This window comes from Pseudomonas paraveronii, from assembly GCF_963681955.1.
Lineage (GTDB): Bacteria > Pseudomonadota > Gammaproteobacteria > Pseudomonadales > Pseudomonadaceae > Aquipseudomonas > Aquipseudomonas paraveronii.
Map to the genome: position 1 here is coordinate 812,458 of NZ_OY817130.1, position 19,578 is coordinate 832,035.

At 56.0% G+C, this 19,578-nt stretch carries 17 protein-coding genes and 2 pseudogenes; 13 read left to right on the top strand and 6 right to left on the bottom strand.

The window, feature by feature from the left end; translation table 11 throughout:
- Nucleotides 1-76 precede the first annotated feature (76 nt).
- The 6 genes from U5A08_RS03480 to U5A08_RS03505 are packed head-to-tail and all read left to right on the top strand — an operon-like array spanning nucleotide 77 to nucleotide 6,104.
- A complete protein-coding gene (locus U5A08_RS03480) occupies nucleotides 77-1,168 on the top strand; it encodes an AMP-binding protein (protein WP_321850298.1) in 1,092 nt (363 codons plus the stop codon).
- Between the two features lie 8 nt (nucleotides 1,169-1,176).
- Complete coding sequence (locus tag U5A08_RS03485; protein ID WP_253393265.1) at nucleotides 1,177-1,977, top strand: ABC transporter ATP-binding protein; 801 nt, start codon at nucleotides 1,177-1,179, stop codon at nucleotides 1,975-1,977.
- A gap of 2 nt (nucleotides 1,978-1,979) precedes the next feature.
- Nucleotides 1,980-2,861 carry a branched-chain amino acid ABC transporter permease gene (locus U5A08_RS03490; RefSeq protein WP_253393266.1) on the top strand — a complete coding sequence of 294 codons (882 nt, stop codon included), beginning with the start codon at nucleotides 1,980-1,982 and terminating at the stop codon, nucleotides 2,859-2,861.
- A 21-nt stretch (nucleotides 2,862-2,882) separates the two neighbouring features.
- Entirely contained in the window at nucleotides 2,883-3,950 is a 1,068-nt protein-coding gene (locus U5A08_RS03495) for a branched-chain amino acid ABC transporter permease (RefSeq protein WP_321850301.1), read from the top strand.
- 48 nt (nucleotides 3,951-3,998) lie between these two features.
- Nucleotides 3,999-5,330 (top strand): ABC transporter substrate-binding protein, encoded by a 1,332-nt coding sequence (locus U5A08_RS03500; RefSeq protein ID WP_253393268.1) that lies wholly within the window; start codon nucleotides 3,999-4,001, stop codon nucleotides 5,328-5,330.
- Between the two features lie 6 nt (nucleotides 5,331-5,336).
- The gene (locus tag U5A08_RS03505) at nucleotides 5,337-6,104 is read left to right on the top strand and encodes an ABC transporter ATP-binding protein (protein ID WP_253393269.1); all 768 of its coding nucleotides are present in this window, start codon (nucleotides 5,337-5,339) and stop codon (nucleotides 6,102-6,104) included.
- Between the two features lie 484 nt (nucleotides 6,105-6,588).
- Here U5A08_RS03505 and U5A08_RS29790 read toward each other — a convergent pair whose 3' ends face one another.
- The 4 genes and pseudogenes from U5A08_RS29790 to U5A08_RS03520 form a co-directional block, all read right to left on the bottom strand.
- Nucleotides 6,589-7,383 carry a methyl-accepting chemotaxis protein gene (locus U5A08_RS29790; protein ID WP_425262668.1) on the bottom strand — a complete coding sequence of 265 codons (795 nt, stop codon included), beginning with the start codon at nucleotides 7,381-7,383 and terminating at the stop codon, nucleotides 6,589-6,591.
- Nucleotides 7,384-7,446: 63 nt separating this feature from the next.
- A pseudogene (locus U5A08_RS29795) lies at nucleotides 7,447-8,463 on the bottom strand (HAMP domain-containing protein); the annotation flags it as partial.
- 251 nt (nucleotides 8,464-8,714) lie between these two features.
- Nucleotides 8,715-9,038 (bottom strand): annotated as a pseudogene (locus tag U5A08_RS03515) (Fic family protein); the annotation flags it as partial.
- A gap of 2 nt (nucleotides 9,039-9,040) precedes the next feature.
- Nucleotides 9,041-9,757, bottom strand: coding sequence for a hypothetical protein (locus U5A08_RS03520; protein ID WP_321850307.1), 717 nt, complete (start codon nucleotides 9,755-9,757; stop codon nucleotides 9,041-9,043).
- A gap of 238 nt (nucleotides 9,758-9,995) precedes the next feature.
- Here U5A08_RS03520 and U5A08_RS03525 point away from each other — a divergent pair, with 238 nt between their 5' ends.
- Nucleotides 9,996-10,556 carry a hypothetical protein gene (locus U5A08_RS03525; RefSeq protein WP_253393271.1) on the top strand — a complete coding sequence of 187 codons (561 nt, stop codon included), beginning with the start codon at nucleotides 9,996-9,998 and terminating at the stop codon, nucleotides 10,554-10,556.
- An 894-nt stretch (nucleotides 10,557-11,450) separates the two neighbouring features.
- Here the strand turns inward: U5A08_RS03525 and U5A08_RS03530 are convergent.
- Nucleotides 11,451-11,600 carry a hypothetical protein gene (locus U5A08_RS03530; protein ID WP_321850310.1) on the bottom strand — a complete coding sequence of 50 codons (150 nt, stop codon included), beginning with the start codon at nucleotides 11,598-11,600 and terminating at the stop codon, nucleotides 11,451-11,453.
- A gap of 20 nt (nucleotides 11,601-11,620) precedes the next feature.
- Between U5A08_RS03530 and U5A08_RS03535 the strand changes: the two genes are divergently transcribed.
- Both U5A08_RS03535 and U5A08_RS03540 read left to right on the top strand, forming a co-directional pair.
- Entirely contained in the window at nucleotides 11,621-11,923 is a 303-nt protein-coding gene (locus tag U5A08_RS03535; RefSeq protein ID WP_093121147.1) for a DUF7660 family protein, read from the top strand.
- A 46-nt stretch (nucleotides 11,924-11,969) separates the two neighbouring features.
- On the top strand, nucleotides 11,970-12,410 hold the full coding sequence (locus U5A08_RS03540) for a hypothetical protein (protein ID WP_321850317.1): 441 nt from the start codon (nucleotides 11,970-11,972) through the stop codon (nucleotides 12,408-12,410).
- 557 nt (nucleotides 12,411-12,967) lie between these two features.
- Here U5A08_RS03540 and U5A08_RS03545 read toward each other — a convergent pair.
- Nucleotides 12,968-13,189: a hypothetical protein gene (locus tag U5A08_RS03545; RefSeq protein ID WP_321850319.1), complete on the bottom strand. Its 222-nt coding sequence runs from the start codon at nucleotides 13,187-13,189 to the stop codon at nucleotides 12,968-12,970.
- Nucleotides 13,190-13,558: 369 nt separating this feature from the next.
- On the opposite strand from U5A08_RS03545, the gene U5A08_RS03550 reads away from it, so the two are divergent.
- From U5A08_RS03550 to U5A08_RS03565, 4 genes are all read left to right on the top strand, one after another.
- A complete protein-coding gene (locus U5A08_RS03550; RefSeq protein WP_321850321.1) occupies nucleotides 13,559-13,996 on the top strand; it encodes a hypothetical protein in 438 nt (145 codons plus the stop codon).
- 1,724 nt (nucleotides 13,997-15,720) lie between these two features.
- The gene (locus U5A08_RS03555) at nucleotides 15,721-16,671 is read left to right on the top strand and encodes a HamA C-terminal domain-containing protein (protein ID WP_321850323.1); all 951 of its coding nucleotides are present in this window, start codon (nucleotides 15,721-15,723) and stop codon (nucleotides 16,669-16,671) included.
- Complete coding sequence (locus tag U5A08_RS03560) at nucleotides 16,668-19,256, top strand: DEAD/DEAH box helicase (RefSeq protein ID WP_321850325.1); 2,589 nt, start codon at nucleotides 16,668-16,670, stop codon at nucleotides 19,254-19,256. The genes U5A08_RS03555 and U5A08_RS03560 overlap by 4 nt, the downstream gene beginning before the upstream one ends.
- Nucleotides 19,257-19,279: 23 nt before the next feature.
- Nucleotides 19,280-19,573, top strand: coding sequence for a DCL family protein (locus tag U5A08_RS03565; protein ID WP_321850327.1), 294 nt, complete (start codon nucleotides 19,280-19,282; stop codon nucleotides 19,571-19,573).
- The last annotated feature ends 5 nt before the right edge of the window (nucleotides 19,574-19,578 follow it).

A 19,578-nucleotide genomic window follows, 5' to 3' on the forward strand; every position in this document is an offset into this window, starting at 1 on the left:
TGTTGATAAGTAACGATTTAAATCTTGGCATGGAGACTGCAAAAGTGGCTGTATAGCACTCTGAAGGATAGTCCCCATGGCCCAGACACTGCCGCTGGCGTTGTTACAGCAAGCCCAAGCCCGAGGTTCGGCGATAGCCCTGCGCTACAAACGCCTGGGCATTTGGCACACCCGCAGTTGGAGCGAGTTGGCGCAGGAGGTCGGCCGTCTTGCGGCAGCGCTGCATCAGCGCGGGTTCGGTCGCCACGACGATTTACTGATCATCAGCCAGGCGCGTTCCGAAGCCTTGTTGCTGGCCCTGGCCGCGCAGTGGCTGGGCGGCAGCGTCACCCTGCTGGACCCCGAACGCGACAACCGCGCATTGCTGGCCCGTTTGCGCCCGAGCTTCGTGCTGGCCGAAGCCCAGGATGCCGTGCAACAGGTCCGGCATGCCGATCTTCCACCCTGTGTATTGCTGTTCCTCGACGGGCGCGGCCTGAATGCCGGTGACGGGAAGGGGTTGAGTGCTTACACCGATTTGTCCGCGGGCGTGGCGGCGGAACCGCCGGCCTGCGCCACTGACTCTGCAGCCGTCGCCTTCGTGTTCCATGCCGATACGCACGGGCCTTCCCTGCGGTTGAGCCATGCGCAGTTGCTGGGAGGCGCCCGCAAGCTGGTGGCGCGCGAGCACCTGAGCGGCGCCGAAGAAGCCTTGGCGGCCCGTGTGTTCGCCGCCAGCGGTCAGGCGCGTTACCTGCTGGCGCCCTGGCTTTGCGCCGGGTTCTGCCTGAATTTCCCGGAAGCCATGGCCACGCGCGACGCCGACCGCCGTGAGTTGGGGCCAACCCTGGTGCTGGGCACGCGTGAGTCCTATGCCCGTCTGGAGCAGTGGGCGCGAGAGCGTCTGCCGTTGCCCGGCACGCTCGGTCATCGCTTGTATCGCTGGGCGATGGTGCCGGACGCGCAGGTTTTTCGACGCTGGCTCGGCTACTGGCTGATCCGCAGACCCTTGCTCGATGTGTTGGGCATGAGCCGCCTGCGCGTGCCGTTGCTGGTCGGGCCTGCGCTGAGCCAAGAGAGCGCGGCTTTTTTTGGTGCCCTGGGTATCCATCCGGGCACCTGGCAGGAGCCGTCCGCCCGGCAGGAGCGTGCCGATACCCGCACCCCCCAGATTTCTCAATCCGTCTGACGAGCCCTATGAGCGCAACCACTGAATCCGAATTACTGCGGCTCGATGACATCTCCCTGTCGTTCAAGGGGGTCAAGGCCATTACCTCCATCAGCTTCGCCGTGAAGGCTGGGGAAATCTGTGCATTGATCGGCCCCAACGGCGCGGGCAAAAGTTCGCTGCTCAATGTGATCAACGGCGTCTACCAGGCCCAGAGCGGCAGCGTCACCTATGCCGGACAGGCCCGGCGGCGCATGCGCCCGCACCAGGCCGCCGAACGCGGTATTGCGCGGACCTTTCAAAACATCGCGCTGTTCAAGGGCATGAGCGTGCTCGACAACGTGCTGACCGGCCGCAACCTCAAGCGCCGCAGCAGTTGGGTCGAACAGGTGCTGCGCCTGGGCCGTGCGCCTCGCGAGGATGACGAGCAGCGCCGTCACGCGGAAAAAATCATCGAGTTTCTGCGCATCCACCCTTGGCGCCATGTGCTGGTGGGCAAGTTGCCTTACGGCTTGCAGAAACGTGTCGAACTGGCCCGCGCCCTGGCCGCTGAGCCCAGGTTGTTGCTGTTGGATGAACCCATGGCCGGCATGAACGCTGAAGAGAAGGGCCAGATGAGCCAATTCATCCGCGACATCAACCGTGAGTTCGGCACCACCGTGGTGCTGATCGAACACGACATCGGGGTGGTCATGGGCTTGTGTGACCACGTGGTCGTGCTCGATTACGGCCGCAAGATCGGCGATGGCACGCCCGAGCAAGTGCGCGCCAATCCCGATGTGATCGCCGCTTACCTGGGCACGCGGCGTTCCCGTGCGGAGAGCCACTGAACATGCAATTTTTCTTCGAAGTGCTGATTGGCGGGCTGCTGGCGGGCGTCATGTACTCCCTGGTGGCGATTGGTTTTGTCCTGATCTACAAGGCCTCCGGGGTGTTCAATTTCGCCCAGGGGGCAATGGTGCTGTTCGCCGCGCTGACCTTTGTCAGCCTGCTCGAACGCGGCTTCCCGTTCGTGTGGGCGTTTGTTGTCACGCTGGCGAGCATGGTGGTGCTGGCGTTGCTGATCGAAAAAATGGTGCTGCGGCCCCTGGTCAATCGCGCACCGATCATCCTGTTCATGGCCACGCTCGGGCTGTCCTACATGATCGAAGGTTTTGCGCAGTTTCTTTGGGGCGCTCAAGTCCACGGTCTGGAATTGGGCATCGCCGACGAGCCGCTGGAAATCCGCGGCATGTTGCTCTCGCAATTCGACCTGTTTGCGGCCGGAACGGCGGCCACTTTGGTGATCGCCTTGTCGCTGCTGTTCAACCGGACCCGGGTCGGTTTGTCGCTGCGCGCGGTTGCCGATGATCCGTTGGCGTCCCTGGCCGTGGGCATCCGCCTGCCACGCATCTGGGCGCTGGTCTGGGCGGTGGCGGGGTTCGTCGGGCTGGTGGCCGGGTTGCTCTGGGGCGCTCGTCTGGGGGTGCAGTTCTCCTTGTCATTGGTGGTGCTCAAGGCCTTGCCGGTGTTGATCATCGGCGGTTTCTCCTCCATCGGCGGGGCGATTGTCGGCGGGTTGATCATCGGTGCGGCGGAAAAAGTCGCGGAGATTTACCTCGGCCCGATCATCGGCAGCGGCATCGAAAACTGGGTGCCTTACGTCCTCGCCATGCTGTTTCTGTTGGTGCGGCCTGCCGGGTTATTCGGCGAGCGGGCGATCGAACGGGTCTGATTTTTTTCAAGGAATGCCTTCATGCTTTATCGAGAAGCCGGTCAACTGAGCACCTCTTATGCGATGGAACGGCGCACGTTCCGCTTGCGCCAGGACCGCGTAGGCCTGTGGCTGTTCTTGGGGGTTGCCTTCATTGCGGTGCCCTGGCTGGGCAATGACTATTGGTTCAGTGCGATTCTGTTGCCGCTGCTGGTGTTGTCCCTGGCGGGGCTGGGGCTGAACCTGTTGACCGGTTATGCCGGGCAGCTGTCCCTCGGGTCGGCGGCGTTCATGGCGGTGGGGGCGTTCGCGGCCTACAACCTGCAGTTGCGCGTGCCGGGTTTGCCGCTGCTGGTGAGTTTCGCGCTGGGCGGAGTGATTGCTGCGCTGGTGGCTGTGCTCTTCGGTTTGCCGAGCCTGCGGATCAAGGGCTTTTACCTGCTGGTGGCGACCCTGGCCGCGCAGTTCGTGGTGGAGTGGGTACTGACCCGGTTCAGTTGGTTTACCAACGACAACGCCTCCGGGGTCATCACCTCGCCACCGCTGCTCATCGCGGGGCTGGATTTCAGTTCGCCCCGTGGGCGTTATCTGCTGACCCTGGCGGTGGTCGTGGTGCTGTTCTGGCTGGGCAAAAACCTGGTGCGCAGCGAGTTGGGCCGCAACTGGATGGCCGTGCGCGACATGGACACCGCCGCCGCCGTGATCGGCATCCGCCTGTTCAAGGCCAAGCTGCTGGCGTTTGCCATCAGTGGCTTCTACCTCGGGGTTGCCGGTTCGCTGTGGGCGTTTGCCTACCTGGGCACGGTGGAGCCCCACGGCTTCGATCTCAGCCGCTCATTTCAAGTGCTCTTCATCATCATTATCGGCGGCCTGGGCAGTGTGCTCGGCAATGTCCTGGGCGCCGCTTTTATCGTGCTGTTCCCGATTCTGCTGGCCAACCTCTTCGGGCTGTTGCCCGGCGGGCTGATCGATTCCGGCCAGTTGGAAAACCTGCAGAAAATGCTCTTTGGCGCGTTGATCATCGCTTTTCTGATCAAGGAACCCGAGGGCCTGGCCCGACTGTGGCAACGCTTTCGCCAACGGGCGCGGATCTGGCCGCTGCGTTACTGATTGTTCTCATCCCTGACCCCCATCCTTCGTTCACGAGGAACTGCCTTCATGACTCACCGCACACCGCTGCGCCGCCTGCTATTAGGCTTGGCCTTGATCACCGCCGGGCTCAGTGCCGGCGCTCACGCCGACAACGAACAGTACTTCCCCTTGCAGAGCTATCGGGTCGGACCTTACGCCGCCGGTGGCACCGGCTTCTTCGGCGGCTTTATCGACTACCTGCAATACATCAACGCAAAGGGTGGAGTGAACGGCGTCAAGCTGACCTGGAGCGAGTGCGAAACGGAGTATGTGGTGGAGAAGGGCGTCGAATGCTACGAGCGCCTCAAGGGCGGCCTTAATGGTGCGCCGGCCGCCGCGACCAACCCGCTGTCGGTGGGCATTGCCTACGCGACGCTGGACCGTTCGACGGCCGACAAATTGCCACTGATCACCATCAACCACGGCCGCACCGACTCCACCGACGGTAGCGTGTTCCCTTACGTGTTCCCGTTGCAGCTCAACCCGTATTCGGAAGTCTCGGCAATCATCAACTACATCGGCACGCGCGAAGGCGGGGCCGACAAACTCAAAGGCAAGAAAATCGCCGTGCTGTACCACGGCTCCCCGTATGGCAAGGAAACCAATGGCGTCCTGGAAACCCTGGCGAAGAACGCCGGTTTCGAACTGACCCTGCTGGAAGTGCCGCACCCCGGCAACGAGCAGCAATCGCAGTGGCTCAATATCCGTCGCCTCAAGCCGGACTGGGTGATCCTGCGCGGTTGGGGGGTGATGAATCCGGTGGCGCTGAAGTCCGCGCAAAAGGTCGGTTACCCGGTGGATCACATCATCGGCAACATCTGGAGTAACTCGGAAGAGGACGTGGTGCCGGCAGGCGCGGCCGCCAAAGGCTTCATTTCCATCACCACCCACCCTTCCGGCACAGATTTCCCGGTGCTGCAGGGCATCAAGCAAAGCGTGGTGGACGCCGGCAAGGGCAACCTGGCCGATCCGAAGCGCTTCGGTACGGTGTACTACAACCTCGGTGTGGTGAACGGCATTCTCAACGTCGAAGCCGTGCGCCTTGCGCAGGCCAAATACGGCGCCAAGCCATTGACCGGCGAGCAGGTGCGTTGGGGCTTCGAACACCTGAACCTCGACGATGCGCGGTTGCAGGCATTGGGCGCCAAGGGCCTGGTGCAGCCGTTGAAGTTGTCGTGCGCCGATCATGAAGGCGGCGGTGCGGTGCGCTTTCAGCAATGGGACGGCCAGCGCTGGAACCTGATCAGCGACTGGGTCCAGGCCGACCGTGCGTTGTTGCGGCCGATCATCGAGGCTTCCGCTGCCCAGTACGCCAAGGAAAAAGGCATCACCCCGCGCAATTGCAGCCAGGAGCAATAAGGTCCGATGAGCCAGAGCCTATACGCCAACCCACCCTTGCTGAGCGTCGAGCAGGTCGTTGTCTTCTACGAACAGTCGATCCTCGCCTTGCGCGGCGTCACGCTACAGGTCGGCAAGGGGCAGATGGTGGCGTTGCTCGGGGCGAATGGTGCGGGCAAAAGCACCACCCTCAAGGCCATCTCCAGCCTGGTGCGCGCAGAGCGCGGTGAAGTGACCGAGGGCCGGGTGGTTTACCAAGGGCACGTGGTCACCGAGAGCGACCCCGCCAACCTGGTGCTGTCGGGGTTGGCCCAGGTGCTTGAAGGGCGACATTGCTTCACGCACCTGACGGTCGAGCAGAACCTGCTGATCGGCGGCTTTTCCGGGCGACCGTCGCGCAAGGTGTTGAACCAGCGTCTGGAGCGCATCTACGGCTACTTCCCAAGGTTGCGCCTGCTGCGCAAACGCCTGGCGGGCCTGACCTCCGGTGGCGAGCAGCAAATGGTCGCGATCGGTCGTGCGCTGATGTCCGAGCCGTGCCTGTTGTTGCTGGACGAACCGTCCATGGGCCTGGCGCCCCAGGTGGTCGAAGAAATCTTCGAGATCCTTGCCCGGCTCAATCGCAATGAGGGGTTGAGCCTGCTGGTGGCCGAGCAGAACATCAACATCGCCCTGGATTACGCGCATTACGCGTTTGTGCTGGAGAACGGTCGGGTAGTGGACGAAGGCTCGGCAGCCGAACTGGCGACACGTAAGCAAATGCAGAACTATTACCTGGGCGCTGCGCAGGCTTAGGCGGTGTTGCGTGTTGAAAAAGGAAAGGTCGTAAGCCTTTCCTTTTTTTGTTTGTGTGCCAGACAAGCTTAACGTGTGCCAAGTGTTTACAGTGCAACGCCGAGTTCACAAAGTGCGGATTAATACCTGCGATAAATAGTTGTTAAGTTTATTTAACTAATTGAAATATATGATTTTATTGTGTTGGCATGTTTTTCGGATTGTTGCGGGAAGATCAGCATTTTTTGCATCCCTACCGCCTTAATAATTTGAAGAGAACATCATGCGTAAAGTCGCCGCTTTGTCTGCGTTTTTTGCCGTTACCGCGCCCGGTACTCCATGCCGGTGATATCCGCCTGTTGCCGCTGGATTTGCGCATGCTGTAACCGCGCCATCCATTCCAGCCATAGAGTGGAACCGCAGAAACAAGAAAGCCCGCACGAGGCGGGCTTCTTGGGGATTCATAGACGACCGTGGACGTCTATGGATCGGCGCCTGGAATAGGTCAGATGCGGAAACTGCCCACCAGATGCTTCAGCCGTGCCGCCTGCTGTTCCAGGTCGGCGCAGGCGCGCAGGGTCGATTGCAGGTTTTCCACGCCTTCCTGATTGAGCGTGTTGATCTCGGTAATGTCCATGTTGATCGACTCCACCACCGAGGTCTGTTCCTCGGTGGCGGTGGCGACCGACTGGTTCATGCCATCGATCTCGCCGATGCGCTGGGTCACGCTGTTCAAGCGCTCGCCGACCAGGTTGGCGATTTCCATGCTGTCTTGGCTATGGCGCTGGCTGTCGCCCATGGTGCTGACCGAATCCCGGGCGCCGACTTGCAGCTCCTCGATCATTTTTTGCACCTGTTGTGCCGACTCCTGGGTGCGATGCGCCAGGTTGCGTACTTCATCGGCCACCACCGCAAACCCGCGTCCGGCTTCCCCGGCCCGTGCGGCCTCGATAGCGGCGTTGAGCGCGAGCAGGTTGGTTTGTTGGGAAATACTGGTGATCACCTCAAGGATCTGCCCGATATTCACCGTTTTGCTGTTCAGCGATTCGATATTCGTACTCGATGCGCTGAGCATTTCCGACAGCTGATTCATTGCGCTGATGTTGCGCTCGACCACTTGCTGACCCTGCTCAGCCATACCCCGCGCGTCGCTGGCCTGTTGCGAGGCCTGAGCGGCATTACGGGCTATTTCCTGAGCCGCAGCGCCGAGTTCGTTGATGGCAGCGGCAACACTGTTGGTACGGCTGGCCTGTTCGTCGGAGTTGAGCATCGATGAGTTGGAGGCGCTGACCACGCGCATCGCCACCTCGTTGACGTGCTCGGTCGCTGAGGAGACTTCTCGGATCGAGGTGTGGATACGTTCGACAAAATCGTTGAACGCATTGCCCAGGGTGCCGAACTCGTCTTGCGTGTGGATAACCAGGCGTTTGGTGAGGTCACCTTCGCCTTGGGCAATGTCCTCCATTGCGCGGGTCATCGCGTGCAGCGGTTGGAGCAGTACGCGGATCAGAAAAGTCAGCAGGACGATGATGAGGATCACCGCAACGATGGTGGCAATCACCGCCGAATAGCGGAATTGGCTCAGCGTCGCGTAAGCCTTGTCTTTATCGATAGACAGGCCGATGTACCAGTTGGCGGAAGGTAGACCTTTGATCGGTGCGAAGGTCAGCAAGCGGGCTTGCCCGTTGAACTGGACCTCGGTCAGCTCACCGGAAAGTTTCGGTGTGTGTGTAGGGTACAAATCCGAAAGCGACTTCATGACCAGCGCTTTGTCCGGATGGACTAGGATCTTGCCCTGATCGTTGACCAGGAACGCATAGCCCATGCCGCCAAACTTCAACGAGTTGATCAGTTCCACCAGACCATCCAACGCCAGGTCACCGCCGACCACACCGATGCTGTTGGAAACCTTGCTGATGACACTAATGACCATCTTGTTGGTGGCCAGATCAATATAAGGCTCAGTCAGTATGGCGCCGTTGGCGTTCATACCGTCCTTGTACCAAGCGCGGGAACGCGGGTCATAGCCATCGGGCATCTTGGTGTTCGGACGAATACTGAAACTGCCGTCGACCTTGCCCAGGTAGTCGGTGAGAAAACTTGAGGTCAGGACGCTCTCATCCATCAGCGTCTCGGCATTGGCAGGCTCCCTGGCAATGTTCTGTGCCAGATTCCTCACCAAATTAATCCGCCCCTCCAGCAGGTTGCGAATATTGGTGGAGGTAGAGTCACCCATTTCAGTCAAATAGTTTTCCAGGCTGGTGCGAGTGGCATTGCGCTGTAAATAGTCGTTGTACAACGTGAATAGGGTGAAGGCGAGCATCACTATCAGCGACACGGCCAAAAGAATTTTGTGACTGAAACGAAGACTTTTATTCATGGCGTATTGAGTTCACTGGGTCTTTTGGGGGGGACTGTCCAAGCGTATCGGCAGTAGCCCGGTAAACCTTTAGGTGTGAAGGGGTTGGTGGCCGCGCTGGAGGGGTAGGGGATATGCGGGGGGAAGGTGGAGGGGGGTAAGGAGAGGCAGTCAAAAACAAGAAAACCCGCACGAGGCGGGCTTCTTGAGGTGATTCATGGACTGCTGCACAGCGAAGGGCGATTTCCGCTCATCCGGTTTTTAATCGATGCTTAGGGGCTTTCCAGCGGCTCAGGTATGAAGCCTTGTTCCCTGAGAGACTTGATTACACCTCGAATGAGAGAGTTGTTAGAAAATCCGATCGTGTACTGCCTCGCGCCTGCGTTTAGCGGTAGAAGCATCCCTTGGTCCACCAGCTTTTTGATCAGGTAAGTCCGTTGATTGCTCGACTGCTGAGGGAGTACGGCTGCTACATCTGCAGATTTTACGACCTTCAATTTTATGGCGGCCGACAGCACCGCCTCCTCCGTCTCCGTGATCCATTTTCGTTCCCGTGCGAAGGCCACGGCAGGGACGAGTATGCATTTGGTCAGCCATCCTATAGCCCAGCCTGGCTGACAGGGGTAACGCTGCGGGTGTGATAATCGCCCGACGAGTCCTGGATGCAGTAATTCGGGGACATCGGTTTTTCCTCGCCGGCTTTCAACTCAACCACCTCATTGCGGCACGTTGTCTGGAATGTTTGCGACTGGAATGCCTGCCGGACTTCATAGTCGGCGCCTGCGCGTGGCACGAAACTCACGGGCGCTGAAGAGCAACTGGACCCGGACGTGACGAACGCCACAAACACGATCAGCGGCTGGCCGGCCGGGACCACACGTTCATCGAAGTACCTGCGCGTCTCATCGATCTTCGCGCTGACCGGGGAGGCCGGCATGCCGATGACATTGTTCTGGTAGTCGGAAGGCCACATGCCGAAGATATCCGTGCTCTGACCGCTGGGCTCGATACGCGAAGGATTCCATCCTTGCGGCCGCTCGCGGGCGGCCAGCGCTTTTCTGTAAGTGTCGTTGAAATACTGCTCGCAACTTTGGCCGGATACGAAACCTGCGTATGCCCCTTGCCCGCTGATCAGGCGGATGCGCGCCGTACTGGCGGGGTCGTACTTGGCCATCTCGGCCGGGTTCTGGACATCGGTTTTCTTGAAGGTGCAGCCCCCGACAGCCAACGGCACGATGAGCAACAGCCCCAGGCGTGCGATGACAGTGCCCAAGCCGGTATGAATTGATGAGCGCTTGCTGGCGTCCTGCTTCATTATTTTCTCCCTGTTAGTGGCGCAAAGTTCGCGGGTTCGCATTGGATTGGATTGGATTGGATTGGATTGGATTGGATTGGGGCAAAAAAAGCATGGCGGCGGCCTTTTCTCTCTCCCGATGTGTCGCGCGTACAGTCTGTCCTGTTATTCTGATTCAGCAATCCGGCGTGTAGAAAAAATGCTATACGGCATTAAGTGACAGGAATGTCGGCTAATTGATAGTTAGGGAAAACTGAGTATGCGTCGCAAAATAGCCAACGGGTTTGTGTTTGTCAGCATTGCGATACTCTGTTCCGGCTGCACATCTTATTCGTCCCAGCCGACAATCAACGAACCCGCTGAGCCCGAAACAAAAGAAATCATCTCCAGCTTCAGTTACGCAATAAACTCCCCATGGAAAGACAGTCGCTTCGGCAAGGACGCATACGCAGCGACACTCAAAGTTATTCCCGATGTACAGGATACGGGCTCCAGCCTTGCCGCCCCGACCCTGCCGGCATTAGAAATAAAGATCTCGGAATTCTCATCTGGCGGCGCTTGCGGACAAGATTACTTGACGGGCCTGAGTCTGGGTTTGATCCCCAGTTGGTGTACGCGGACAAACCTTTTCAAGTTTGATTTTATATTGAATAAGGATCAGCGCTTTTGCAGGCAGAAAACCTACTCGATAAACTCCACGTCGTTTTCACATCTCACGATGATTCCGTTTGCACTATTCAATACGGACAATCAGCCATTGGCGCTCTATCAGGCGGCGCTTAAAGATTTTCTTCGGATAGGTCAATGTGCGACGCGTTGAGAGGCATGTTAACAGGCTTTGTTTTGCGGCTACGAGGGACTCATTCCAAGCGTTGGGACGTTCAAAATTTATCTCAGGTGAACGGCCGTTTCTGGCCGATTGTGTTGAAAAAGTCGATCCTTCCAGGCTGCGCATGTACTGACTGCTGAAGATGCCTTTTTTGTGCGCGGCTACGCGAAATCTGAGCCCGGAACCCTCTGCTCAAAGTAAAGATTTCAATCTCAAGCGCATACTTTTCTGCCGTGGAAACCATGGCCGACTTTTTCAACACAATCGGCCGATTTCTGCCGGTCATGCGCACGAGTCGTGCTGGTCAAATCCGATGTACATGACTGGTCCGGTCGAATGCAAATAGGTGGGCAAGTCCGTGCAATTACCGTGAACTGGAGTTCACCTGGTTCACCTGTTCACTAAGCTGGGTGACTTTCCGCTAACACGATCCTGCGGGTTCTTTGCCCCGTACCTTCAAGAATGCTCCAGGGTCCCCACTATCGAACCAAAGCCAAGAGCATGACCCGCCTCGCTTCGCTGGAGGAGCAATACTAATGGGGCTAGGGGGATACCCTGATAAAACCGTGTTACGGGTGTTGCGCGTGTTGCTGAAGTAGATAACTGTATGATTTTAAATGATTTATTTGGCGTTACACAGCTGTGACTGATTTGCCGATATGCGTGTTACATGGCAAATAGGTGTTACATCAATGAATGCTCTGGGAGGAGCGGTTTGTGATGATTAAGGAGGGTGTTATCAAATTAGGGGCTTTCGCTTAGAGGGCCGCTACCGGCCCTGAGTGTGTAAAAACGCTTCGCCAAAATTGAAGTGTGCGCGTCTACGTTAAATCTGAAATTTATCGGCACGTCAGCAGATGTGGATTTCGCGTAGAAGCGCGATCTTCAGTCCGGTTTTGAGTACCTGTCGCGCTGAAAAACGTTTTTACACAGCCTCGGCCAGAAGCGGTCACTGCGCATCACATCCCCGGCCTGAAAGCCTGGATAGCCGAGTTGACCGTTCACGATGCTGTGCAGCAGCATGTGATCAATCATTAAGTGCTTCCAGGAAACCTATGCATAGCCCTGTAGATCTTCATGAGTTGTTGGCGCACGTCAGAGATGAACCGTCGTTCATACGATTTATCGAAGCCCTCGGTGTAGATTTCGCCAGCGGGCGTTTAATTGAAAAGACATCGCCTTCATCGGTCTATGGGCCAAGTGCTCTTGGCTGGGAAAATGTGTCCGTTGACGCGTTTTTTGATGCGGCAGCTTCGTGGGCAGACGCCAGTTCCCGACTTGCCCAAGAGGATAGGTCGATACCCAATGTTTGGCATCGCTGTGCGGCCATTTTGCTGGCTGGGAAGTATTATGAGTGACACGGGTACGACATCCGCAACGTGGAAGGGAACCGTGGACGGGAGGTTGCCAAAGAACCAACGCAATAAGCTTTTGGTTGAAGCCGAAGCCTACGGTTTAACGTTGAATGATCTTGCTGCCACCTGCGAGGAATTCGGCGTGGCCCCCAGCAATTTGCTGAACGAGCTATCCATAGCGGTTGCTGAAGGCTACTTGGCAGGGGCTTTGACTTACGAGTTCTGCGATGGCGTCATGAACGGGCTCATCGCTGCCATCGTTGATGTGGGCATGACCAATGACATGCCGCAGCCTGCTTTCTCGCTTTATCAGGCCTTTGATCAGGGGGAGTGGGTGCGCCATGATGATCCGCCGGAGATTGATACCATTGAGAAATATGTGAAGCCGCTGGTTGTGCAGATAGTGCGTGAGTTTCAGGGTGGTAGCGGATATCGGCCGATTCTGTTGAAAAAGTCGGTTTTCCAAAACTGCTCGAATATTGATGGGTGAAAACACCTTTTTTGCACGCTGCTACGTGAAATCCGAGTCAGGCAGCCTCTGCTGAAGGTAAGGATTTCAATCTCAGACGTGTACTTTTCAGCCGTGGGAACCAAGCCGGACTTTTTCAACACAATCGGCCGATTGCCGGTCATGCCCACGAATCGTACTGGTCAAATCCGATGCAAATGACTGGTCCGGTCGAATGCAAATAGGTGGGCAAGTCCGTGCACTAACCCAGCTCAGCAATGATCGCCGTTATTTTTGCAGCATGGCCGGATAGGGGGAGACAGAGGTGAACAGCCAGAAACAAGAAAGCCCGCACGAGGCGGGCTTCTTGAGGTGATTCATAGACTGCTGTAGACGTCTATGGATCGGTACTTGGTGGTACACAGTCATTTGAACTGATCTTGTAATGCACTGTATTTAAAGGGTTTCGTAAAGTTCCTATCGGTTAGGCATACACGTGGGCATACACGCTGCATGCTTCTGCCTACGGATGTATTGGTATCCCCGCTAGGTAAAGCACCACCAGTTGGTAGGTGATGTATAGCCATTCGGCCAGGTAGTCACTTTTTTGTCCGACTTTCTGCCGACAATGAGGCGAGGGCAAGGGTGATGAATCCTGCATTCCCATCCAGGGTTTCTAGTGCCCCACGGATGTTCTGTGCCACTTCTGTAGATCCTCTTTGCTCAACCCAGTTTGACAGCTCCTCGATAGCTGCCCCCAGCGCCAGTTGGTTTTCATTCATGCGCGTGAGTAATGACGCAAGCAAAGGGGTGTCTTCCATGATGTTCTCCCGCCGTGTTTTCAGGTAGTCAATCTACCTCGAGCCAGTCGCATTGCATATCAGCAGTCCTCACCACCTGGTGATTGGAAATCACGCTGGTCATCTCGATTCCCTAGATGCGTAGTTGCATGGACTTGACCACCCATTTGCATTCGACTTGACCAATCGTTTGCATCGGATTTGACCAGCACACTGGGTGGCCTTGATCGGCAGAAAACGGCCAGAAGCGGACGTAATGGCGTTTGTGTAGTATCTGCCTCTCTTCCCACCTGTATGAGGTGCCCGATGTCTAGCCGACACTCCCCATCCCCTACAAGAGCTGCCCTAGACCTACAAAACGCACGTTCGCTTTTGGGAAAGCGGCTGAGTGTGCTGCTGCACGATCAGTACTATTTCAACGACGAGAAAGATCTGGGAGACATAGGTTCTCTAGAGTGGCGTTTTGGCGAGCGAGAAGTTGTATCCATGTATCTCTTGAGTGATGGCGAGAGAGTAGGCGCGGACTTGTTGCCTTGTGATACGCCGGTTTCCTTCGAGATAGAGCCGAACGTGACCTGCTCCTGGAAGAGGGAAAACCTACTTGCAGGTCTATCAGCAACCCACCTCGAGAACACAAAAATTTGCGCAGTTGAGGGGATTCTTGACTCTTTCAACGGGCAAGAGCCTTGGCTGGCCGGATTCAGAGTTACGTTCGAGACCGGTGACTCATTGATCTACCTTAACCAGGGCGACGACGCCGTCGTATTGATTAATGCGCTACCGCCAGTAAGTGTAGGTCTCGAAACCCGCTTCGTTACCTCAATTTAATGACAGCTATGGGTCGTCTTCTGCCCGTCGCGAGACGGAAGAAAACGACCCAATACAGCCGGTCGCCACTGGCAGGAGTGGGCCAAAAGCGGAATTTATCTGCTATGACACCAATGACGAGTTGGCCTGTGAGGTAGGCTGTAAAAATATGATCACTACAGTGAGCCAAGATGATTGCTTAAGCTATTTCGTCGTCGTGCATGGCATTGACATTGAGACCTACGAACGACTGGCCGTTCACTTCGAATGTCGTCGTGGCGGCATGCGAGTGACGGACGGAAGCCGGTATATCTCTATCCCAGTCACGATGGCTGCCTTAGGGGGCACCCTTGCTTGGGTCAAAACCGAACTCGGGGGGCGCTACTGTGAGCTATATTTAATAGTGTGCGTCGCAACCAAATTGTCTTGGGGCGAGGTTGTCATCAACTCTGAGATAGCTTTGCTCGCTGGTCAAGCTGGTGCGGCGATTAAGGTTGCTTTTAAGCGAGCGTGATTTCATCTCTGCAGTATCCACATTGGGTCGACTTCTGCCAATCAGGGCCACCCAGTGTGCTGGTCAAATCCGATGCGAACGACTTGCCAAGTCGAATGCAAATGAGTGGGCAAGTGCAATGTAAATGGGTGGTCAGGTTGAGTGCAATTACCCACCCTAGAGGCCAACCGTGTGGTGTAGGGCCAATTTGGAAAGGCAGCATGAGAGCACGTATCCAGCCCCCTCCAAAACTGGTGTAACCGGTGTTACGAGTGTAACGCTCTTCACCAAACGCCCGGTTTCATTGGCTTTCATGCCTGTTACACAGTTGAGCGACATAGCGTACCTCCGATGTAACGCTGCCACTGCGTGTAACGCTAAAGTCAGCATCCGGGTGTTGTGGGCAGGCGCTTTGCGCTCAAGCCTACCAAGCGAATTTCGCGGGCTCTGCCTTTCGATGAGAGGAAATCACGCTGGGGACCCTGAGAGCTTTAGCTTCACACGGGGCATGAAACCCGCGGGACTGAGTTAGTGGGAGGTGCTGAAAGTTACTGAAATTTCAATCGTTGAAATTGAAAGGATCTTGAAGAAAAAAGGGGATCCTTACCGGAACGGTAACGGTCCTCGGTTTTGTTCAGGATTGTGAACGGATGGCTCGGTCAACTCAGTCAACCAGTCAACTAACTTTGGAGCCCAGCCACTAACGAGATCCGGCGGGTTCTTTGCCCCGTGTCTATCCGAAATGCCCAGGGTCCCCAGCGGCTTTACGATTCATAGGGCAAATGCACTGGTGAACAGCAGTTCATCTGGTTCACCTGTTCACTAAGCTGGGCACCTTTCCGCTGACACGATCACGCGGGTTTCCTACCCCGTGCTTCTTAGTATGTGCCAGGGACCCCGACAAACCTCCAGCACCTTTAGCGTTATGTTGCCATCCTCTCCGCTGAGGGAGCACTACCTACGGGGTGTGGGGGGCGCTCAGAAACCCGTGTTACGGGTGTTACCAATGTTACGATGATTCGCAACTGATTGAATTTATTGGTATTAATTTATGTTACACATTGGGCGGGCGTTGATTGAAAGTCGTGTTACAACCCCGGCACGTGTTACAGCAGAATTCAAACGATCTGAGACTTGGCCTAACGGGCGTCTAGCGTCAGCAAGTCCGTGGACTAAGAAGGCGCAGGCGGTTACATTTGCTGCTTATACGACCCCCATCTGAAGGCAGATGGATAGACGCCACGGAGGCTATTTGTCGACCATCACTACCACCGATCTCGAGAGTGCTCTGACAGGAAATCCAGAGGCACTTCAGGTCCATCTCACGCTAGTAGAGCGAGACGTGTCCATTGACGGACATTTAGTCAAAATCCATTGTCACTGTCTTTCGGTCGATGGAAATGGCCGTATTCAACCAAATCGACTAGCAGAATTCATGCGGAACGCCATAGTTGATTATGCAATCCCGCGCTCGAAGCTTGCCGAAGCGAAAGCACGCGACACTAGGTTTAACAGCACCGAGGCCGTCGCCGAACTCGTCGAGCGCGCCAAGCGCTCGTTCACCGATTTGGCGAAGACCGGTGAGGGTGGAGAAATGCTGCTGTTTCTATTAGCTGAGCGTTTCCTCAAGCTTCCACAAATTCTCTGCAAAATGGATCTTAAGACAGACGCCCGTATGCACTTCCATGGTGCAGATGGAGTGTATGCAGGTGTTTCACCTGAAGGCACCTTAAAGCTCTACTGGGGGGAGTCAAAAATATACTCCGATCCGAGTGCCGCGATTCGCGATTGTTTTAATTCCCTTGCCCCTTTCCTGATTGAGCCCGAACACGAGGACGCAGGACGGGAGCGCGATCTAATGCTCCTGAGCGACAAAGCCGACCTTAGTGACCCAGCACTCACCGATGCGCTTAAGAAGTATTTTGATAAGTCATCGGTCATGTCTAAGCGGGTTCAATACTGCGGCGTGGCACTGGTGGGCTTCGATGCACCGTTCTACCCTCAAGAAAATGCAAAGGCAGTTGCTGAGGAGCTCGTCAATGCCTCCCGAGCAGAGCTTACGGGCTGGAGTAAAAGTATCGGAAATCGGCTCAAGTTGGAGAAGCTTGATCAGATGGAAATCGAGGTGTTTTGCGTACCTTTGCCTTCAGCTGAAGGCTTCCGCGTCGCGTTTCTCAAGGCTATGGGGATTAAAGGACAATGAGCCTCGCCACCCTTCAATCGTGGCTTCTCGAGGATGGTGTGCGAGAAGATCTCAGTGCGATTACGCTACTCACGGTACGCAATGAGCTCGATAATCTGGCGCTCGACTCCTCTGCTCCTTCTGCTTCAGTTATTGATTGGCCCAGATTGTTACTCGCCGGCAGCATTCTGGCTCGATCCGGCCAAAGGGTCGATCAAGAAGCAGCGCTTCGAATCGCAACCGCTGCTATCTCATTGACCGAAGACCAGGCATACAAGGACGCGGGTGCTGTACTGTTGGGCAAGCTTTCTAATTTCCGCGCTATCGCGTTAGCAGTCGAACGGGGTCTAGTGGCTCCTGGCCTCGACGGGCGACTAGGCGTCGCGTTGCGTCTCGAAGCTCAGCGCCGCGAGATGGATCGTTCTATCCTCGTGCAATCGAGCGGCGCCTGGCTACAAGTAAACGATTTTCAGCAACGGTTCTGGACTAATGCGACGGGGGATAGGTGGCTCTCGGCGTCCGCACCAACTGCTTCTGGCAAGACGTTTCTCGTGCTTCAGTGGCTGATCGATCAAGTAATAACGGGTGAGACCCGGGTGGCGGTGTATCTCGCCCCAACGCGTGCACTGGTTTCTGAGATAGAAACCAGTCTTACGGAGCTTCTTAGTGATACGGAGCTAGTTGTGGTGTCATCCCTTCCTCTCCCAGATAAATACAAAGCTGCTCGCGCTGGCGGTGCGCGATTGATCCTAGTATTCACTCAGGAACGTTTACACCTTCTCGCGAACATTCTTAATAATTCGTTCTCAATTGACCTGCTCATTGTGGATGAGGCACACAAAATCGGTGACAACCAGCGCGGCGTAATTTTGCAGGATGCAGTAGAGCGGGCCACTCGGGCTAACCCAAAACTGAAAGCTGTATTTATCAGCCCGGCGACCCAGAACCCCGAAGAATTGCTGACAGATGCGCCCGATGGTGTACAGACCATCGCAGTTGATAGTGATTCCTCCACTGTCCTTCAGAACCTGATAGTAGCAACCCAGATGCCGCGAAAAGCGAAGCTATGGTCGCTAACACTTCGACAGCAGGATTCGACGTTACCAATCGGGATTCTTCAGCTTGCGAGTACGCCCGATGGGCTCAAAAAGAGACTCGCGTTTATCGCCGCAGCAATCGGCGAGAGAGGTGGAACGCTCGTTTACACCAACGGCGCTAGCGAGGCAGAAGATGTCGCTGATCTCATCAGTCAACTCTTGCCCAGTCTTGAGGGCATTGATCCGGAGCTTCTGGAACTCGCTGAGCTTGCTCGAAAGGGCGTGCACCAGGACTTCCGCCTTGCACCGTTAGTAGAGTTAGGTGTGGCGTTCCACTACGGCAATATGCCGTCGCTACTTCGGTTAGAGATAGAACGGCTATTCCGATCAGGGAAGATTCGCTTCCTTGTATGCACCTCAACTCTGATCGAGGGAGTGAACCTTTCGTGTCGCTCAATCGTGGTGCGCGGACCGCGCAAAGGGAAGGGGCACCCGATGGAGCCTCACGATTTCTGGAATTTGGCCGGCCGCGCAGGCCGATGGGGTGACGAATTCCAAGGAAACATCATCTGCATAGATCCAGAGGACAAACAAGCTTGGCCCGCTGGCGTTCCTCGCCGCGCGCGCTATCCCATTAAGCGTGAAAGCGACGCAGTCCTCGAACATGGTGACGGCATGGCGGACTATCTACTTCGGCGTGGGCTATCGGATCTGTCCAGCATTGAAGACACTGATACATTCGAGCAGGTCGGTGCTTATCTGCTTACCACCTACATGCGTCTCGGTTCCATATCAGCGGCGAGTCTTGCGAAGCGGCATGACGCGGCTACAATCGCGAAGCTCGACCAGGCTCTCAGTGTTTTGGTAGCGCAGATTGAGATCAACATTGATTTGGCCGTTCGGCATCCTGGGGTAAGCGCATTGGGCCTTCAGCGCCTTCTTGAAGCTTTCCGTTCCTACGCTGGTGATGTCGAAAATCTGCTGCCAGCTGAAGTAGCGAGTAACGACAGCTACGATAGATTCGTAACTATTATGGGACGGATTAATAAACACTTGTTTCTCGCCTTCGCCCCCGAGAACCGTATCAGGCTCTATGCGCTGATCATCTTCAAATGGCTAAAGGGATACTCGTTGGCCAGGATTATTCGCGATAGTATTGAATGGCACCAAAACGCTAATAGATCCTTCAAGCTGCCGGAGCTGATCCGTAGCACGATGGAATTAGTTGAGCAGATCGCTCGATTTAAGGCACCAAAGTACCTCTCGGCTTATATGGATGTGCTACATCTACATCTTCGCGAAATTGGCCGCGAAGATCTGATCGAGGACGGTCTGGATATTGGAACGCAGCTTGAGTTCGGTGTTTCGTCGACCACCCTTCTCTCGCTGATGGAGCTTGGTCTTTCCCGCATGAGCGCTGTCGCTTTGTACGAGAAAATTGCCCGTGATGACCTTAATAGAGAAGAGTGCGTAATCTGGATTACTGAGCGCGTGGACCATCTGCAAGCGATGGATATCCCCGCCATCATCGTCCGCGAAGTCCGTGAGCGTCTCGTGCTTGCCAAATAATCCCGCCGAATTGGAGGTTACACATGCCTGCAAAACCCATCACCCTCGGTCCTTTGGAATTCGACAGAAGGGGAGACGCCGTCAAACACTTAAGGGCCATGCTTCGCCGGTATGACGTTGGCGATCGGGTCAACGCCGACGATGCAGTGATTTTGCAAGCGGCATTAGAACACCACCCAGATGCTGCCATAAAGATCGGGTGCGGTATCACCGACTTTAGTGTTCGAAGTGCAGACTACGGCACTAAGTGCTTCTGGGTGAATCGATCTGACGGAACGACCGAGAAGTTTTCCATCACAGGTGCCATTCACGGTTAATAAGC